General features: G+C 74.6%; 14 protein-coding genes and 1 pseudogene. 6 read left to right on the top strand and 9 right to left on the bottom strand.

Annotated elements, in window-relative coordinates; genetic code table 11:
* Positions 1 to 76 precede the first annotated feature (76 nt).
* Both IE321_RS16925 and IE321_RS16920 read left to right on the top strand, forming a co-directional pair.
* A complete protein-coding gene (locus tag IE321_RS16925) occupies positions 77 to 1294 on the top strand; it encodes an MFS transporter (protein WP_226651271.1) in 1218 nt (405 codons plus the stop codon).
* Positions 1295 to 1305: 11 nt separating this feature from the next.
* Complete coding sequence (locus IE321_RS16920) at positions 1306 to 1884, top strand: DUF6023 family protein (protein WP_190223505.1); 579 nt, start codon at positions 1306 to 1308, stop codon at positions 1882 to 1884.
* Here the strand turns inward: IE321_RS16920 and IE321_RS16915 are convergent.
* On the bottom strand, positions 1845 to 2828 hold the full coding sequence (locus IE321_RS16915) for a GlxA family transcriptional regulator (protein ID WP_043230313.1): 984 nt from the start codon (positions 2826 to 2828) through the stop codon (positions 1845 to 1847). The two genes, IE321_RS16920 and IE321_RS16915, sit on opposite strands and share 40 nt — an antisense overlap.
* Positions 2829 to 2952: 124 nt before the next feature.
* Between IE321_RS16915 and IE321_RS16910 the strand changes: the two genes are divergently transcribed.
* Positions 2953 to 4167 (top strand): MFS transporter, encoded by a 1215-nt coding sequence (locus IE321_RS16910; protein ID WP_226651464.1) that lies wholly within the window; start codon positions 2953 to 2955, stop codon positions 4165 to 4167.
* A 96-nt stretch (positions 4168 to 4263) separates the two neighbouring features.
* Positions 4264 to 5565, top strand: coding sequence for an MFS transporter (locus tag IE321_RS16905; RefSeq protein ID WP_043230312.1), 1302 nt, complete (start codon positions 4264 to 4266; stop codon positions 5563 to 5565).
* Here the strand turns inward: IE321_RS16905 and IE321_RS16900 are convergent.
* The 4 genes from IE321_RS16900 to IE321_RS16885 all read right to left on the bottom strand — a co-directional run bounded on the left by IE321_RS16900 (position 5552) and on the right by IE321_RS16885 (position 10825).
* On the bottom strand, positions 5552 to 6157 hold the full coding sequence (locus tag IE321_RS16900) for a flavin reductase family protein (protein ID WP_190223504.1): 606 nt from the start codon (positions 6155 to 6157) through the stop codon (positions 5552 to 5554). The genes IE321_RS16905 and IE321_RS16900 overlap by 14 nt on opposite strands.
* 54 nt (positions 6158 to 6211) lie before the next feature.
* Positions 6212 to 6931: an enoyl-CoA hydratase/isomerase family protein gene (locus IE321_RS16895; RefSeq protein WP_229916428.1), complete on the bottom strand. Its 720-nt coding sequence runs from the start codon at positions 6929 to 6931 to the stop codon at positions 6212 to 6214.
* A gap of 77 nt (positions 6932 to 7008) precedes the next feature.
* Positions 7009 to 9231 (bottom strand): acetate--CoA ligase family protein, encoded by a 2223-nt coding sequence (locus tag IE321_RS16890; RefSeq protein ID WP_190223503.1) that lies wholly within the window; start codon positions 9229 to 9231, stop codon positions 7009 to 7011.
* 421 nt (positions 9232 to 9652) lie between these two features.
* Positions 9653 to 10825, bottom strand: coding sequence for a flavin-containing monooxygenase (locus IE321_RS16885; protein WP_190223502.1), 1173 nt, complete (start codon positions 10823 to 10825; stop codon positions 9653 to 9655).
* 158 nt (positions 10826 to 10983) lie between these two features.
* Between IE321_RS16885 and IE321_RS16880 the strand changes: the two genes are divergently transcribed.
* Positions 10984 to 11436, top strand: a complete 453-nt coding sequence (locus IE321_RS16880) for a DoxX family membrane protein (RefSeq protein WP_043227814.1) — start codon at positions 10984 to 10986, stop codon at positions 11434 to 11436.
* Positions 11433 to 11846, top strand: coding sequence for a Zn-ribbon domain-containing OB-fold protein (locus IE321_RS16875; RefSeq protein ID WP_043227812.1), 414 nt, complete (start codon positions 11433 to 11435; stop codon positions 11844 to 11846). The genes IE321_RS16880 and IE321_RS16875 overlap by 4 nt, the downstream gene beginning before the upstream one ends.
* On the opposite strand, the gene IE321_RS16870 is transcribed toward IE321_RS16875, so the two are convergent.
* The 4 genes and pseudogenes from IE321_RS16870 to IE321_RS16860 form a co-directional block, all read right to left on the bottom strand.
* Positions 11843 to 13825 (bottom strand): serine/threonine-protein kinase, encoded by a 1983-nt coding sequence (locus IE321_RS16870; protein ID WP_229916426.1) that lies wholly within the window; start codon positions 13823 to 13825, stop codon positions 11843 to 11845. The genes IE321_RS16875 and IE321_RS16870 overlap by 4 nt on opposite strands.
* Before the next feature lie 285 nt (positions 13826 to 14110).
* Positions 14111 to 14209, bottom strand: a complete 99-nt coding sequence (locus tag IE321_RS43200) for a DUF397 domain-containing protein (protein ID WP_190223501.1) — start codon at positions 14207 to 14209, stop codon at positions 14111 to 14113.
* Positions 14206 to 14316, bottom strand: a pseudogene (locus IE321_RS41985) (transcriptional regulator); the annotation flags it as partial. The gene IE321_RS43200 and the pseudogene IE321_RS41985, both read right to left, overlap by 4 nt.
* Before the next feature lie 3 nt (positions 14317 to 14319).
* The gene (locus IE321_RS16860) at positions 14320 to 16509 is read right to left on the bottom strand and encodes an FG-GAP repeat domain-containing protein (protein ID WP_190223500.1); all 2190 of its coding nucleotides are present in this window, start codon (positions 16507 to 16509) and stop codon (positions 14320 to 14322) included.
* Positions 16510 to 16573: the final 64 nt, after the last annotated feature.

Genomic DNA, 16573 nt, shown 5'->3' with positions numbered 1-16573 from the left:
GTCGTCTCCGAGGGCGGTCCGCCGCCTCCGGAAACCCGATCGTCTCCCCGGGCGGTCCGCCAGTACGGTCACCCGCATGGCGTACCGCGAACTGCTCACCCGACCCGTCCTCACCTGGTGCGCCGTCACCACGGTCGCGCGGCTGCCCGTCGCGATGGCACCGCTGGCGCTGGTGTTCCTGGTGCGGGAACGGCCGGGCGGGTACAGCCTCGGGGCGGTGCTCGCCGCCGTGTACGTGCTCGGGGAGATCGTCGCCGCGCCGGTCCTCGGACTGCGGATGCGGGCCGAGCGGGCGCGGCCGCAGATGGCCGCCGGACTGGGCGTGGGGGCCGCCGGGTTCACCGGGCTCGGCCTCGCGCAGGGCGCCCACCCCGTGGTCCTGGGGGTGCTGGCGGTCCTGGCGGGGGCCGGGCCCGTCGCCGTCTCGGCCGGGCTGCGGGCCCTGCTCACCGCCATGGTGCCCGAGCGGGCCGTGACCCAGGCGCTGAGCCTGGAGTCCATGCTGACCTTCGGGATCTGGGCCGCCGCGCCCGCGCTCACCACCGGGCTCGCGCTCGGCGCGGGGCCCGGCGTGCCGCTGCTCCTCCAGGGCGCGCTGATGGCGCTCGGGCTCGCCGGACTGTGGCTGCTGCCCACCGGGTGGGCGGCGGAGAAGCAGGAGAAGGACGGGGCGGACCGGCGGGCGCTGCTCGCGGCCTGGCCCGTGTACGTGCTCGGGGCGGCGTCCCTGACGCTCCTCGCGCTCGCCGAGCTGGTCCTGCCCGCCCTGCTCGAACAGCGCGGGATCGCGATCGGCTGGGCGGGCCCGCTGCTCGCCGGATTCTCGATCGGCTCCGTCGCCGGATCCTTCCTGTACGGGCTCCGCTCCGACTGGCCCGGGCCGCTGCCCGCGCAGTCGCTCCTGCTCGTCCTCGGGGTGACCGCGGGGGTGGCGCTGGTGGCGGTGGTGCCGGGCGCCCTCGGGCTCGGTGCCGCGCTCGTCGCGGCCGGTCTGCTCCAGGCGCCCGCCATGCTCACCCGGAACCTGGCGCTGCGGCGGGTGCTGCCGCCGTCGGCGCTGGCCGCCGGGTACTCGATGATGTACGCGGCCGTCGGCGCCGGTTACGCCGCGAGCGGCACCCTCGCGGGCGGGCTGCTGAAGGTCGTCGCCCCCTCGACGGCGATCCTGTGCGGGGTGGGCCTGACGCTGCTGCTCGTCACCGTCGCGGCCCTCGGCGAGCGGAGCCTCGTACGGAACCGGGAGGCCCGGGCGCCACGTCCGAGGAAGGAGAACGAGGACCCCGCCCTGAGGTGAAGGAAGCCCTGATGAGCCGTCGCCGACGCGTGACCGTGGCCGTGCCCCTGGCGCTCGTGCCCCTGCTGCTGGCCGGGTGCGGCGGGGAGCCGCCGGCGCCCGACCCCGCGCCGAAGCCGAGGCCGACGGCGACCGCGACGGCGACCCCGACCGGGGACGCGCGGGAGACCGAGCAGGGCGAGCGGGCCCAGGAGGCCCTGGACCTCGACGGCGACGAGGAGTTCGTCGAGTCCGGGCTCGAACGGGTCGCGGACGGCGCGCACGTGCGCGCGGTGCTGGAGCCCGGGGAGCCCTACGAGCTCGCCGTGGCCTGCGTCGGGACGGGATCGGTGAAGGTCGTCGTCGGCGAGACGGCCCCGCTGAGCGCGACGTGCGACGGGACGCCCCTGCGGCACCGGGTCGGGAGCGCCCCGGCGGAACTGCCCGTGGAGATCACCGGGGCGGCCGGGGCGAGCGGCATGGTGGCCTGGCGGATCGACCCCGACTCCGTCGGCGACGGCACGACCGGGACGGTCTCCCCGACCGGCTCGGACGACGACGATGACGACGGTCACGTCAAGGGGAAGCCCAAGCGGAAGGTGCGCCGGTAGGCGGTCGGGGTGACGCCGATCGCGGTCATCAGGTGGACGCGCAGCGACTGGGCGGTGCCGAAGCCGCAGTCCTGGGCGACCCGGTCGACGGGCAGGTCGCTGGTCTCCAGGAGGTGGCGGGCCCGCTCCACGCGCTGCTGGGTGAGCCACTGGCCGGGGCTGATGCCGACCTCCTCGCGGAAGCGGCGGGTGAAGGTGCGGACGCTCATCGCCTCCCGCTCGGCGAGGTCCCGCAGCTGGATCGGCTCGTGCAGGTGGGCGAGCGCCCAGGCGCGGGCGGCGGTCGTGGCACGGGCGGAGGCGTCCGGGACGGGACGGGCGATGTACTGCGCCTGACCGCCGTCCCGGTGCGGCGGGACGACCGTGCGGCGGGCCACGTCGTTGGCGACGGCCGTGCCGTGGTCGCGGCGCACGATGTGCAGGCAGAGGTCGATGCCGGCGGCGACGCCCGCCGAGGTGAGCACGTCGCCGTCGTCGACGAAGAGGACGTCAGCGTCGACCCGGACGCTCGGGAAGAGCCGCTGGAAGTGGTCGGCCGACGCCCAGTGCGTGGTGGCCGGGCGGCCGTCGAGATGGCCGGCGGCGGCGAGGACGTAGCCGCCCGTGCAGATCGCGACCAGCCGGGTGCCGGGCCTGATGTGCGCGAGGGCGGCGGCCAGTTCGCCGGGGAGCCTGCCCTCCTCGTAGACCGGCCCCAGTTCGTACGAGGCGGGGACCACGACCGTGTCCGCCGTGGCCAGCGCCTCCGGGCCGTGCTCGACGTGCACGGCGAAGTCGGCGTCGGTCGGCACGGGGCCGGCGGTCACCGCGCACGTCACGATCTCGTACAGCGGCCTCCCCCCGGGGTCCTTGGCGCGGCCGAAGATCCGGTGCGGGATGCCCAGCTCGAAGGGGAGCAGCCCGGGCAGGGCGAGGACGACGACCCGGTGCGGCCGGTGCGGCACGGTGTTCCTCCCGTCGAGGCGGAGCCCCGTCGGGACGGAGCGAAAATGACTGGTGGTCCAGACCACCTGGTGGTACCACTGGCTGTCCGTGACGGACAACACGTACAAGTCTGAGGCCGACGCGCTGATTCCCGTGCCGCTCGCGCCTCCCGCCCTCTGGAACCGCGAGTTCCGGCTCTTCTTCACCGCCCGGGCCGCCGCCGTCCTGGGCGAGGGGATGGTCCCCGTCGCCTTCGCCGCGGGCCTCCTCGGCGCCGGCCGGCCCGGCTCCTCCGTCGGCTACGCGCTCGGTCTGTGGACCGCCGCCTTCGCCGTCTTCGTCCTCTTCGGCGGCGTCCTCGCCGACCGCTTCACCGCCCGCCGCATGATGATCACCGCCGACCTGCTGCGACTGCCCGGCGCCGCGCTGCTCGCCGTCGCCTTCGCGGTCGGCAGCCCGCCGCTGTGGGCCGTCTACTCGCTCTCCGTCGTCGCCGGCGTCGGCGCCGCGCTCTTCCAGCCGGGCGTCGCCTCGACCATCCCGCGCATCGCCCCCGACGTGCAGCGCGCCAACGCCGTCCTGCGGGTGGTGGAGGCGCTGATGACGATGGCGGGCCCGGCGCTCGCGGGCCTCCTCGTCGCCGCCTGGAACGCGGGCGCGGCCTTCGCCGCCAACGCCGCGACCTTCGCCGTCAGCGCCGTCTGCTTCCTGCTGATGCGGATCCCGGCCGCGCCCCCCGGCGGCCGGGAGCGCGGCTCCTTCGGCTCCGAACTGGCCCTCGGTTGGCGGGAGTTCCGCTCGCGGAGCTGGCTGTGGGGGGTCATCTCCATCTGGACCGTGTACGGCCTGACCGTCGCCGGTCCGATGGTGCCGCTCACCGCGAGCCTGGTCACCGGGGCGCACGGCTCGGCGGTGTACGGCACGCTGATGGCCGTCAACGGCGCGGGCAGCGCACTCGGCGGGCTCCTCGCCCTCCGGATCCGCCCCCGCCGCCCCCTCGCCTCCGGCGCCGTCGCCCTCCTCGGCCTGCCGGTCAACCTGGTGCTCCTCGGCCTCGGCGCGCCGGTCCCGGTGCTGGCGGCCGGGCAGTTCGTGGCGGGCACGGCCTTCGCGTACTGGCTCGTCATGTGGTCGACGTCCGTCCAGACGCACGTCCCGCAGGAGGCCCTGAACCGCATGCACGCCTACGACGTGGCCGGATCGCTGCTGATGATGGGCGTCGGGCGGGCGCTGTCCGGGCCGGTCGCGGGCCTGGTGGGCACGGAGGCGGTGCTGCTCACCGGGGCGGGCATCGCGGTCCTGGTGGTGGCGGCGCTGCTCGCGGTCCGGCCGATCAGGAACCTGCCGCGGGTCGGGTAGCCGCGCGGGCGCGGCCGCCGCTTTGGCCCGATCCATGGGAAAGCTGGCAGTCGGGCCAATGGTGGGGGGCGGGGTCCGGCCGGGATCCTCGATGGCATGGCCCAGACAACGGAGCACCGTCCCCCCGCCCCCGCCCGCACCCCCCGCACGCCGCGCGTCCACCGCGCCTGGTCCGTCGCCGCGGTCACCTTCGTCACGATCATCGGCGCGGCCGCCTTCGCCTCCCTGCCGGGCCTGCTCATCGAACCGCTCCACACCGAGTTCGACTGGTCGCGCGGCACGATCGGCTTCGCGGTCTCCGTGAACCTCGCCCTCTACGGCCTCACCGCCCCCTTCGCCGCCGCCCTCATGGACCGCTTCGGCATCCGCCGGGTCGTCGCCGTCGCCCTGACGGTCATCGCGCTCGGCTCCGTGCTCACGGTCTGGATGACGGCGGCCTGGCAGCTCGTCCTCTTCTGGGGGATCCTCGTCGGCCTCGGCAGCGGCTCCATGGCGCTCGCCTTCGCCGCGACCGTCACCAACCGCTGGTTCACCGCCCGCCGCGGGCTCGTCACCGGCATCCTCACGGCCGCCGGCGCCTCCGGCCAGCTGGTCTTCCTGCCGCTCCTGTCCTGGCTGGTCGAGCACCACGGCTGGCGCCCGGCCGCGGTGACGGTCTCCCTCGCCGCGATCGCCGTCGTCCCGTTCGTCTGGCTGCTGCTCCGCGACCACCCGGCGGACGTCGGCCTCGCCCCCTACGGCGGCGAGTACGCCGAGAAGCCCGCCCCCGTCACGGGCGCGGCCCGCCGCGCGGTCACCGTCCTCCTCAAGGCCGCCCGCACCGGACCCTTCTGGCTCCTCGCCGGCACCTTCGCGATCTGCGGCGCCTCCACGAACGGCCTGGTCAAGACCCACTTCGTGCCCGCCGCGCACGACCACGGCATGCCGGTCACGGCCGCCGCCGGGCTCCTCGCCGTCATCGGCGTCTTCGACGTCGTCGGCACGATCGCCTCCGGCTGGTTCACCGACCGCTTCGAGGCCCGCCGCCTGCTGGCCGTCTACTACGCCCTGCGCGGCGTCTCCCTCCTCTTCCTCCCCCTGCTCCTCGCGCCCGCGGTCCACCCGCCGATGATCTTCTTCATCGTCTTCTACGGCCTGGACTGGGTCGCGACCGTCCCGCCCACGATCGCCCTCTGCCGCGAGCACTACGGCGAGGACTCCGCCATCGTCTTCGGCTGGGTCCTCGCCTCCCACCAGGTCGGCGCCGCCGTCGTCGCCTTCGCCGGCGGGGTCGCCCGCGACGTCTTCGGCTCCTACGACACCGTCTGGTACGCCTCCGGCGCCCTCTGCGCCGCCGCGGCCCTGATGGCCCTCGTGATCCGCCGCCCGGGCAGGACCGACGGGCTCACGCTCCGCTGAACCGCCCGAACCGCCCCCGGTGGAACAGCAGCGGCTCCGCGTCGCCGTCGTCCGCGCCCAGGGCCTCGACGCGGCCGACGACGACCAGGTGGTCGCCGCCGGTGTGGACGGCGGTGATCGCGCAGTCGATCCAGGCGGGGCTGCCGGGGAGCCGGGGGGCGCCGGTGACGGGAGCGGGGGACCACTCCACGCCCGCGAACTTGTCGGCGCCGCTGACCGCGAAGGCACGGCAGAGCGGGCCCTGGTCGGCGCCCAGGATGTTGACGCAGAAGGTGCCCGCGGCGGCGATGCGGGGCCAGGTGGTCGACGTCCTGGCGACCATGAAGGCCACCAGGGGCGGGTCGAGGGAGAGGGAGGCGAAGGACTGGCAGGCGAAGCCGGTGGGGCCGGCCCCGTCGACCGTCGTCACGAGGGTGACGCCGCTCGCGAAGTGACCCAGCACCCGCCGGAACTCCGCCGGATCCACCGGCGCCCGCTCGTCCTCGCGCACGGCCCGCAGCGCGGGCCGGGGAAGGTGTTCGACGGCCGTGGGCGCCCCGGCCGCTCTCAGGTGTCGGACGGCGGTGGCCGCCATCCCCGCGTGTCCCATCATGTCCGCCATTGAAACTGACGGACCATCAGATGGGAATGGCCGTGACACCCTCCCTTACCGCCCCTCGTACCGCGCCTCCCGGCGCTCCACGAAGCTCGCGACGCCCTCCTGGGCGTCCCTCGTCGTCATGTTCAGCTCCTGGGCCGTCGCCTCGGCCGCGAAGGCGGTGGTGCGGTCGGCGTCCAGGGAGGCGTTGACCAGCTGTTTGGTGAGGGCGAGGGCGCGGGTGGGGCCCTGGGCGAGGCGTTCGGCCCACGCGCGGGCGGTCTTCGGCAGGTCCTCGGCCGGGACGACCCGGTTGACCAGCCCCATGGCGTGCGCCTCCGCCGCCGGGAGGGCGTCGCCGAAGTACATCAGCTCCTTCGTGCGCTGCGGGCCGATGAGGCGGGGGAGGAGGTACGCGCCGCCTCCGTCGGGGACCAGGCCGCGGCGGGCGAAGACCTCGACGAAGCGGGCGGACTCGGCTGCGAGCACCAGGTCGCAGGCGAAGGCCAGGTGCGCGCCGATGCCCGCCGCCGTGCCGTTCACCGCCGCGATCACCGGCTTCTCGCAGTCCATGACGGCGGCGATGAAGCGCTGGGCACCCTGGCGGATCATGCGCGCCACGTCTCCCGCGACCCTGTCCCCCACCGGGGGCGAGCCCCGCAGGTCCGCGCCCGCGCAGAAGCCGCGCCCGGTGGCGGTGACGACCACGGCCCGCACGGCGGGGTCCGCGGACGCCTCGGCCAGCAGGGCGATGATCCGCTCCCGCTGGTCCCAGGTGACGGCGTTCATCGCCTCGGGACGGTTGAGCGTGATCCACGAGACGCCGTTGTCGAGGGCGTGGAGGACGTCGGGCACGGCACGGGCTCCTATCGGCAGACGGCCAGCGCGTCGAGGGCCACCGCGCCCTGGCCGCGGGGCAGCACCATCAGCGGGTTGATGTCGAGTTCGGCGAGGTCGCCGTCGAGTTCGAGGGCCATCCGCTGGACCCGGAGCACGACCTCGACGAGCGCGTCGACGTCGGCCGGCGGCGCGCCGCGCACCCCGTCGAGGAGGGCCCGGCCGCGGAGTTCGTCCAGCATCGAGCGGGCCTCGCGTTCGCCGAAGGGCGGGACGCGTACGGCGGTGTCGTTCAGGACCTCCACCAGGACCCCGCCGAGGCCCACCGTGACCGTGGGGCCGAAGAGCTCGTCGCGGGTCACGCCGACGACCATCTCGACGCCCCTGCCCACCATCTGGCAGACCAGGATCCCGTCGAGGTCGATCTGTTCGTAGCGGGCGATGTCGGTGAGGTCGCGGTACGCGTCGCGGACCTGGCTCGCCGAGGTGAGCCCGACCTTGACCAGGCCCAGCTCGGTCTTGTGGGCGAGCTGTCCGCCGGACGCCTTCATCACCACGGGGTAGCCGACGAGCCCGGCGGCCCGGACGGCCGCCGCCGCGCTCGTCACCAGCTGCTCGCGCGGGACGCGGATGCCGTACGCGCGCAGCAGCTGCTTGGCGGCGTGCTCGCTGAGCCGCTGCCCGGGCCGCATCAGGGCCTGGGCCTTGCGGAAGGACGGGGAGGGGGTGCGGGGGGCCTCGTCGAAGGGGGAGCGGTAGTCGGCGGTGAAGCGGTGGTGGTCGAGGTACGCCTTCACGGCGCCGATGCAGTTGGCGAAGGTCCGGAAGGTGGCGACGCGCGAGGAGCCGAGGAGGGTGGTGCGGTAGGCGTCCTCGGTGCCGACGGGGGAGCCCCACACCACGCACACCAGCTTGTCGGTGGCCTCGGCCGCGTCCACCAGGTCCTGGGCGAGCTTGTCGCTCATGGGCGGGAAGGGGCCGGTGATGGGACAGATGAGGACGCCGACGGAGGGGTCGGCGAGGATCGCGTCGATGATCTTCCGGCCGCGCCAGTCGCCGACCGGGTGGCCGCCGTTGTCGACGGGGTTGGCGACGTTCAGGTACTCCGGGATCCACTCGTGCAGCTCGTCCTGCTTGGCCCGCGGGAGCGTGGGCAGGGTCAGCCCCGCGGCCGTCGCGAGGTCGGCGAAGTGGGCGCCGGTGCCGCCGGAGATCGAGTAGACGACGACGCCGTCCGCGAGCGGCCTGCGGGCGCGGGCGAGCAGGGTCGCGGTGTCCTGGAGCTGGTCGAGTCCGTCGACCCGGATCACCCCGAACTGCCGCATCGCCGCGTCCACGACCCGGTCCGCGCCGGTCAGCTTCCCGGTGTGGGAGGCGGCGGTGCGGGCGCCGGTCTCGGTCCTGCCGACCTTCACGGCGACCACGGGCACGCCCTCGCGGGCGGCGCGGTCGGCGGCGAGGAGGAAGGACCGGCCGTCCTTGAGCCCCTCGACGTACGCGGCGATCGCGCCGACCTCCGGGAGGGAGGCGAAGTAGGAGATGAAGTCGGCGGTCTCCAGGTCCGCCTCGTTGCCGGTCGGCGCCCAGTGGGAGAGCCGGACGCCCAGCTCCTGGAGCGTGAAGACCGGCCGGCCCTGGTGGCCGGACTGGGTGATGAGGGCGACGGCGGGGCCTTCGAGGTCGTCGCGGAAGCGCTCGAAGGCGTTGAGGTTGGTGTTGGGGCCGAGGAGGCGGATGCCGGTGCGGCGCACGGCCTCGGCGAGCCGTTCCTGCGCGGCGGCCCCGTCGGCGCCGGTCTCGGCGAAGCCGGACGCGAAGGCGACGGCGAACCGCACCTTGGCCTCGCCCAGCTCCTCGACGACCGGCAGGGGGTCGGCGACCAGGAGGACGGCGAGGTCCACCGGCTCCGCCAGGTCCTTGACCGACCGCACGCAGGGGAGGCCGAAGACGCTGGCGCGGGTCGGGTGGACGGGTACGAGCTGCGCGCCGACCCGCTCGGCCCAGGCGAGCAGCTGCCGCGTGATGCCGGTGTTGGGCCGCCCATCGGCGTCGGAAGCCCCGACGACGGCGACGGACCGGGGCCGGAAGAACCGGTCGAGGTCGGGGACCTCGGCGTACAGCTCCCGCCCGCTGACGTCCCGGTCGCCGGGCGCGGCGGCGTGCCCGTGGACGGCGGTGCGGGGGGATTCCCCGCAGGCGTCCACGCGGGCGCGCAGACCGGTGGTGAAGGTGCCGTGAGTCGATCCAAGCATCGTTCCGCTCCGCCCTTCCGTGCAGGACGCGTCCCGGACAAGTGACCTGACGCCTAGTCAGATTACAGAACTGACGCTCAGTCAGGAATGGGGCGGGGAGGGGGAAGCGTGAACGGTCGGTTCGGAGGGGGTGGGGACGGCGGGGCGGGAGGGGGCGGGGGCGACGGGGTCGGAGGGGGTGGAGGCGGTCGGGCGTGATGCGGGTGCGGCCGTGCGGGAGGGGGGGTGGGAGCGGCCGGGAGGGGCGTCCGGTCGGCGCGGGGGCACGCCGCCCGAAGGGAAGCGCGACGGTCCCGCAGGGAAGCGCGATGGCCCCGCGGGGAAGTGTGCCGACCCCGCAAGAGGCGCGACGGCCCGCGACGAAGCGTGCCGGGCCCGCACGAGGGTGCGGGGCCGGCGGGGTGGCTGCCGCGAGCCGGGGCTATCCCCGCTTCCGTTCCCGGGCCGGAGTCGTGCGGGCGATCCGGCGGGAGATGCGGTGGGCGTCGCGGGACAGTTCGCGCAGCATGCCGCTTATGGGGTTGACGAAGCCCGTGAAATAGAGGCCGGGGGCCTGGCGGGGGCAGCGGGGGCCGCTGACCCGGGGGCGGCCGTGGGTGTCGAGCACGTCGAGGTGGCCGACGAGGGGTTCGAGGGCGCGGCGGTAGCCGGTGGCGGCGATCACCGCGTCCGGGGCGATCCGGGTGCCGTCGGCGAGGACCACCTCGCGTCCCTCCAGCGCCTCGACGGCCGCGACGACCTCCACCTTGCCGGTGCGGACCGCGTCGATCAGGCCGACGTCCTGGACCGGGATCGCCCCGGCACGCGCGCGCGTGGCGAGGCCGGTGTCGGGGCGGGGCAGGCCGTGGGCGGCGAGGTCGGGGACGGCGAGCCGGTTCATGCCGGTGCCGAGGAGGTCGACCAGGGCGGGCGGGAGGCGCCGGATCAGGACGCCGGTGCGCTGCGCGGGCCAGCCGGCCGTGGTGCGGCGGACGATGTGCGGGACGGTCCTGACGGCGATCCGGACCCGCGCGGCGCCGCCCTCGGCGAGGTCGGCGGCGATCTCGGCGCCGGTGTTGCCGACGCCGACGACGAGGACGTCCCTGCCCGCGTACGCCTCCGGGTTCCGGTACTCCCGCGCGTGGACGAGGTCCCCCTCGTACGTGTCGAGGCCCGGCCAGTCCGGCAGCCTGGGGGTGTGGTTGAAGCCGGTGGCGACGACCACGGCCCGGCCGGTCAGCCGCCGTCCGCCGGTCGCGTGCAGCACCCAGCCCCCGGTCCCGTCCTGCGCGCGCTCGATCCGGTGCACCTCGACGCCGGTGACGACGTCCAGCTCGTGCTTCTCGGCGTACGCCTCCAGGTAGCGGACCACGTCGGCGCGGGCGACCCAGCGGCCGTACGCGCGGGGTATCCGCAGGCCGGGCAGGGCGGAGAGGCGCCGGGTGGTGTGCAGCCGGAGCCGGTCGTAGTGGCCGCGCCAGGAGGTGCCGACGGACCCGGACTTCTCCAGGACGACGGCGCGGACGCCCCGGGCGCGCAGGGTGGCGGCGACCGCGAGCCCGCCGGGGCCGGCGCCGATGACGTACACCGGCTCTTGGGGGGTGGTGGTGACCATGACTGCTGAGCGTAATGACGTGTACACGCAGTGGGTCTCGGTCGAGAAGGGATTTCGGTTGCGAAACGGTCACGTGCCCCGACCCCTTGCGGAGGGCGGGGGCACTGCGCTGAACTGACGTACCGTCAGATATCGAGGTCCATCGAGGAGGACCACGCATGCAGACCGTCTGGCTCACCGGCGCCGAATGGCTCGCCGTCCTCCGCATCGGCCTCGGCCTGTGGTGGCTGGAGAGCTGGCGCCACAAGGACAAGAAGGGCTGGTTCGAGCGCGGCACGGGCATCGCCTGGGCCGCCGACGTCGCCGGCAAGCACCGGTGGCCGCAGGTCAAGAAGGGCTTCGACGCCGTCGTCGCCCCCCGCCCCCGGCTGATGGCCCACGTCGTCGTCTACGCCGAACTCGCCCTCGGCCTCGGCCTGGTCAGCGGCTTCCTCACCCCGATCGCCCTCGTGGGCGGCCTCCTCCTCAACCTCCTCTACCTCGTCCTGATGATCCACGACTGGGCCGAGCAGGGGCAGAACGCGATGATGGCGCTGATCTCCCTCGTCGCCCTCTTCGCCCTGTCCTGGCAGACCTGGTCCCTGGACTCCGCGATCGGACTCTTCCTGTGACCGCCACCCCCGACATCGACGCCTTCACCCGCCCCTACTGGGACGCCGCCGCCGAGGGCCGCCTGCTGCTCCGCCGCTGCCGGGCCTGCGCGCGGCCGCACCACTACCCCCGCGAGTTCTGCCCGCACTGCTGGAGCGAGGACGTCGACTGGGAGCCGGCGAGCGGCCGCGCCACGCTCTACACGTGGTCCGTCGTCCACCGCAACGACCTGCCGCCCTTCGGGGAGCGGGTGCCGTACGTGGCGGCCGTCGTCGACCTGGCGGAGGGGCCGCGCATGATGACGCAGGTCGTGGACGTGCCGGAGGACGACCTCCGGGCGGACATGGCCCTGGAGGTCGTCTTCCGCACCGGCGACGACGGCGTCGCGGTGCCGGTGTTCACGGCGCCGGGCCGCACGGCCGACGCCTAGAGCGCGCCGATGTTGCGCCAGTACTGACCCGCGCTGAACGAACCGCCGCAGGCGAAGAGGAGCACGCCGCCGGGGTTGGACGTCAGGCAGGCGTCGCTGCCCACGTTCTTGAGCATGCGCCCGGCGGACGTGGAGGACGCGAACTTCCAGGACTGGGTGGCGGCCCCGGTGCAGGTGGCGACCGTGGCGGCGACGCCGCTGCTCGGCTGGAGGCACTGGCCGGACTTCCGGCTGACCAGCCGGAAGGAGCCGTCCGCGTTGGCCCGGTAGGTCCAGGAGTAGCCGGCGAGTTCGGGCTGGCTGCCGCACGCCACCGCGTTGATCGTGGTGACCCCGTACGGCTGCTTGTACTCCGCGAGGCAGTTCCCGCTCGTCCCCTCCTCCAGCGCGTACGTCCCCGAGGGGCCGGAACCGCCCCCGCCGGAGGTCGGCGGAGGCTTGGGCGCGGTCGTGGTGGGGCGGGGGGCGGTGGTCGTCGGACGGGAGGTGGTGCCCCCGGAGGAGCCGCCCGACGTGCTGGAGGAGCCGCCCGAGGAGCCGCCGGACGTGCTGGAGGAGCCGCCGGAGGTGGACGTGCCGCCTCCCCCGGAGGTCGACGTGCCGCCTCCGCCGCCGGTGACCGAGCCACCCCCGGAGGCGGCCCCGCCCCCGCCCCCGCCCCCGCCCGCGGGCGGTTGCGGCGCGCCCGGCGGCGGGGTCCCGGGCGGCGCGGGGCTCGCGGACGCCGAGGCGTACGCGGACGGCTTCGCGGAGGTGGACGGCTTCCCCGCGGGCACCGCCGAGGTCGGCCGCGCCGACGGGGAGAGCACGGCGGTGGGGGAGGAGGACGGCCGGCCGTCCGCGCCCGCCTTGCCGATCTCGTACGGTCCCAGGGTCAGCGTCAGCGTCGTACCGGTGGTGACGACGACGGGCACGGCCATCAGGACGAGCCGGTTGCGCCGCTTGCGCTCCCTGCCGCCCGCCGGCTTCCCGGCGAGCACGTACGCGGGGTCGGTCGCCGGCGTCTGCGGGGTCAGCGGCGCCGTGGCCACGTCCTCCGACGGGTCGGCGGCCTCCAGCTCCGCCAGCGCCTCGGCCGTCGGCGCCCCGGCGGCGAAGGCGGTCCGCTCGGCGATCCGCGCGGCGACCGGTTCCGGCCAGTCCACGCCCGCCGCGCGCGCGTCCGCGTGCCCGACGAGTTCGGTGGCGGTGGGCCGGTCGTCGGGGTCCTTGGCGAGGCAGGTCCGGACGAGGTCGGCGAGGTCGGGGTCGACGTCCGTGAGGCGGCCGAAGTCCGGCTCGCCGTGCACCACCCGGTACAGCAGGTCGTGTCCGGAGCCGTCGCCGAACGGCGGCCGTCCATTGGCCGCGTAGAGGACGAGGCTGCCGAGGGCGAAGACGTCCGCGGCGCCGGTCAGCACCTTGTCGGCGACGGCCTGTTCGGGCGCCATGTAGGCGGGGGTGCCGATGATCATGCCGGTCTTGGTCAGCCGGCTCTGGTCGGCGGCCCGCGCCACCCCGAAGTCGATGAGGGAGAGCCCGTCGCCGGTGAGCATCACGTTGGACGGCTTGAGGTCGCGGTGCACCATCTCGGCGGCGTGCACGGTCCGCAGCCCCGCCGCCGCCTCCCGCAGCAGCCGCCACAGGGCGTCCACGGGCAGCGGCCCGCCGTTGAGCCGCAGCGCGTCGTTGAGCGTCACGCCGGGGATGAAGGCGGTGGCGAACCACGGCGGCTTCGCGAGCCGGTCGCTCGCGAGCAGGCGCGTACTGGCCCCGGCGGGCAGCCGCGCCAGATTGTCCAGCTCGTGGCCGAAGTGGCTCAGGAAGTCCTTGTCCTCGGCGAGCGCCGGCAGCACCCGCTTCACGGCGGCGTACGTCCCCGGGACCGCGCCCAGGTACACCCGCCCCATGCCGCCGGAGCCGAGCACGCCGAGCAGGCGGAAGGCGCCGATGCGGCGCGGGTCGTCCGCGTCGAGCGGGATCGCCCCGCTCCCGGTCAAATTAGAGTCGTTTTCCAATTCCCCCTGCATGGGCCACAGGGTAGCCCAGTGCGATCAGCATCTGAACGGCCGTCAAGCCGTCGTTACAGTGCTGTGGTTGAAGGTTGTGTGAAGGCCCCCGCGGTCGTCCGGAGTTCTTCCCGCCCTCACCGCCGGGCCCGACCCTGGCACGGCGCCCTGGAGACCCCCTCGCCCCCGGAGCGGTCGTCGTGATCCCCGTCCTGAACGACGGAGAGCCCCCCTGGCCGAAGCTCAGGGAGGCTCTGCGGAAACGTGACCAGGGCCCTACGCCCGCCCGGTGACCCCGACGAACGCGACGGCGACCTCCACGCCCTCGCCGCTGCTGTAGCTGCTCTTGAGCCAGGCCAGATGCGCGGTGCTCACAGCTCTCCCAGCGATTTCTCCGGGCGCTCCAGGGACTCCCGGGGCGTGAGCGCCTGTGCGCGCATGATCCCGTACCGCTCGGTGTGCATCCGGGCCTCATCGGGGTCGGGTCAGGACATGAGGTCGTGCTCGTACGCGGAGCCGTAGTTGGCCTCGTAGCCCGGCTGGAAGGGGGTCTTCCACGCTCCGGTGCCCTTGTGGACGACGGTGTCGCCGTGGCCGGTGATGCCGACGAGGTCGTTGCGGCCGTCGGCGTTCGTGTCGGCCGCGCCGGTGATGTCGGTGTACGCGTTCCACCCGCCGCCGATCCTCGTGCGCGGGGCGAAGGTGCCGTCGCCCTTGCCGAGGTAGAGCCACAGGACACCGGAACGGTCGCGGGCGACCAGATCGCCGGCCGTGCCGCCCGCCAGGTTCCCGGTGGCGGCGAGGCGGTCGTAGGCGCCCCAGCCGCCGCCGATCCTCTTGCGGGTGGCGAAGGGGCGGGTGGTGCTGCCGGTGCCGGGGTAGAGCCACAGGACGCCGGACCTGTCGGTGGCGAGGAGGTCGTTGCGGCCGTCGCCGGTCAGGTCGGAGCCGCCGGCGAGCTTGTCGTACGCCTGCCAGCCCGCGCCGACCCGGACGCGGCCGAGGAAGCCGCCGCGGCCGTTGCCCTGGTAGAGCCAGAGGACACCGGTGCGGTCGCGGGCGACGAGGTCGCCGACGGCCGAGCCGCCGAGGTTGCCGGTCGTCTCGATCCGGTCGTACACCTGCCAGCCGCCGCCGACGGTGTGGGGGGTGTTGCCGGAGGTCCGCGGTTCGGCGGGGAAGTGGAAGGTGTCGAGGCGGGTGAGAGTGCCCGCGCGGTCCCGCACCAGCAGGTCGGGCGAGCCGTTGTCGTTGAGGTCGCGCGGGTTGACCTTGCGGGTGACCGTGAAGGAGCCGGAGGAGCTGACCGCGGGGCCGAGCCCGTCCAGCGGGGTGGCGGTGAACTGCCAGTCGTAGGCGCCGTTGAAGGCGCGCTCGGATCCGTAGGAGCCGTCCCAGCGGAAGCGGACGGTGTTGCGGTCGACGTGGTCGTTGTAGGCCGGGGAGAGCAACGCGGTCGTGGTCCGGCCCGTGCGCCGGTGGCGCAGGGTGACCTTGACGTCCACGTTGATCCGGGACAGCTTCCAGTCCAGGTTCGCCGTGCCGCCGTTCTTGTCGAGGTCGATGACGGAGGGGATCGCCGTGGACGTCAGGACGAGCTTCACCGGCACGCCGTTGGAGGCGATCATGGTCGCGACGGGCTTCCCGTCGGCCGCGGTCGTGATCCGGAACAGGCCCTGGCCCCGCTCCAGCGTCCCGCCCTGCACGAGGAGGGTGCCGTCCGGCTGCCGGACGGCCGCCGCGAAGGTGTCGAGCAGCTTGAATTCGGTCCCGGAGAAGGAGCGGGCGCGGAGCGCCTGGAGCGCGGACGGTTTCACGGGCACCAGGCTGTCGGCGTACAGCGCCCAGTCGCCGACGACGTGGACCGACGGATCGTACGCGTCGTCCAGGACGTGGGAGCGGCTCTCGGAGGTCTTCCGGTCCTGCAGCACCAGGCGGACCTTGGCCGACGCGTCCTGCGTCAGCCACGCCTTCAGGGTCTCCGACGCGTCCCCGGGCTGCTTGTACAGGGCGTCGGCGGGGATCGTCACCACCCGCGCGCCGGTCACCGTGCCCGAGGCGAGGTCGAGGGAGGCGCTGTACCGCTTGCCCCCGGACGCGTAGCCGAGGGTCACGGACGTGCCGGTCACCGCCCCGCTCCAGACCGCGGTCGCGTCGGTGGGCAGCCCGGTCGCGACCGACCGGACGGCGGTGCCGTTCGCACCCGAGCGGAAGAGGTGCAGGCTCTCGTGGCCCGTCGTGTCGTCGGGGACGGTGACGAGCAGGGTGGAGCCGACCGCGCCCAAGGCCCGGGCTCGGTACAGCCTGGTGTTCTCCACGGTGAGGACGACCGTGCCGGTCGTCATGTCCCGGACCGTGGTCGGGCCGTAGTGCGACTCGCCGACGACGCTGTCCGAGCCCTGGACGTACGGGACGTACGCGCCGTCCAGCTCGACGACCGCCCCGGTGTCGAACCGCACCCAGCGGTACGTGTCCGTCGTGACGTCGCGGACGAGGTAACCGGTAGCGCCCGCGCCGACGATCTCGCCGGCGGGCAACGGAAGGAGCTGTTCCTGGTCCGCCTCCGCCGCCGCGGCGGAGGCGGGTGCCGCCCCGGCGGCGAACGCCGGTGCGGTGAGGCCGCCGGCGGTCACGGCGAGGACAAGGGCGGCGGTGAGAGTGAGCGGGCGCTTCAACGGAACGTTTCTCCCCAGGAGTGCGGGCGTGGCGCGACACGCCACGCCCGCATGACTCACGAGG

The organism is Streptomyces hydrogenans, from assembly GCF_014656075.1.
Classification (GTDB): Bacteria; Actinomycetota; Actinomycetes; order Streptomycetales; family Streptomycetaceae; genus Streptomyces; species Streptomyces hydrogenans.
The sequence above is the reverse complement of the archived record's forward strand: the minus strand, read 5'-3'. Positions and strand labels throughout refer to the sequence as shown.

Bases quoted from the DNA above. Each gene is read 5' to 3' on its own strand.
- IE321_RS16925 (WP_226651271.1), top strand. From the start codon at position 77: ATGGCGTACCGCGAACTGCTCACCCGACCCGTCCTCACCTGGTGCGCC.
- IE321_RS16920 (WP_190223505.1), top strand. From the start codon at position 1,306: ATGAGCCGTCGCCGACGCGTGACCGTGGCCGTGCCCCTGGCGCTCGTG.
- IE321_RS16905 (WP_043230312.1), top strand. From the start codon at position 4,264: ATGGCCCAGACAACGGAGCACCGTCCCCCCGCCCCCGCCCGCACCCCC.
- IE321_RS16900 (WP_190223504.1), bottom strand. From the start codon at position 6,157: ATGATGGGACACGCGGGGATGGCGGCCACCGCCGTCCGACACCTGAGA.
- IE321_RS16895 (WP_229916428.1), bottom strand. From the start codon at position 6,931: ATGAACGCCGTCACCTGGGACCAGCGGGAGCGGATCATCGCCCTGCTG.
- IE321_RS16890 (WP_190223503.1), bottom strand. From the start codon at position 9,231: ATGCTTGGATCGACTCACGGCACCTTCACCACCGGTCTGCGCGCCCGC.
- IE321_RS16885 (WP_190223502.1), bottom strand. From the start codon at position 10,825: ATGGTCACCACCACCCCCCAAGAGCCGGTGTACGTCATCGGCGCCGGC.
- IE321_RS16880 (WP_043227814.1), top strand. From the start codon at position 10,984: ATGCAGACCGTCTGGCTCACCGGCGCCGAATGGCTCGCCGTCCTCCGC.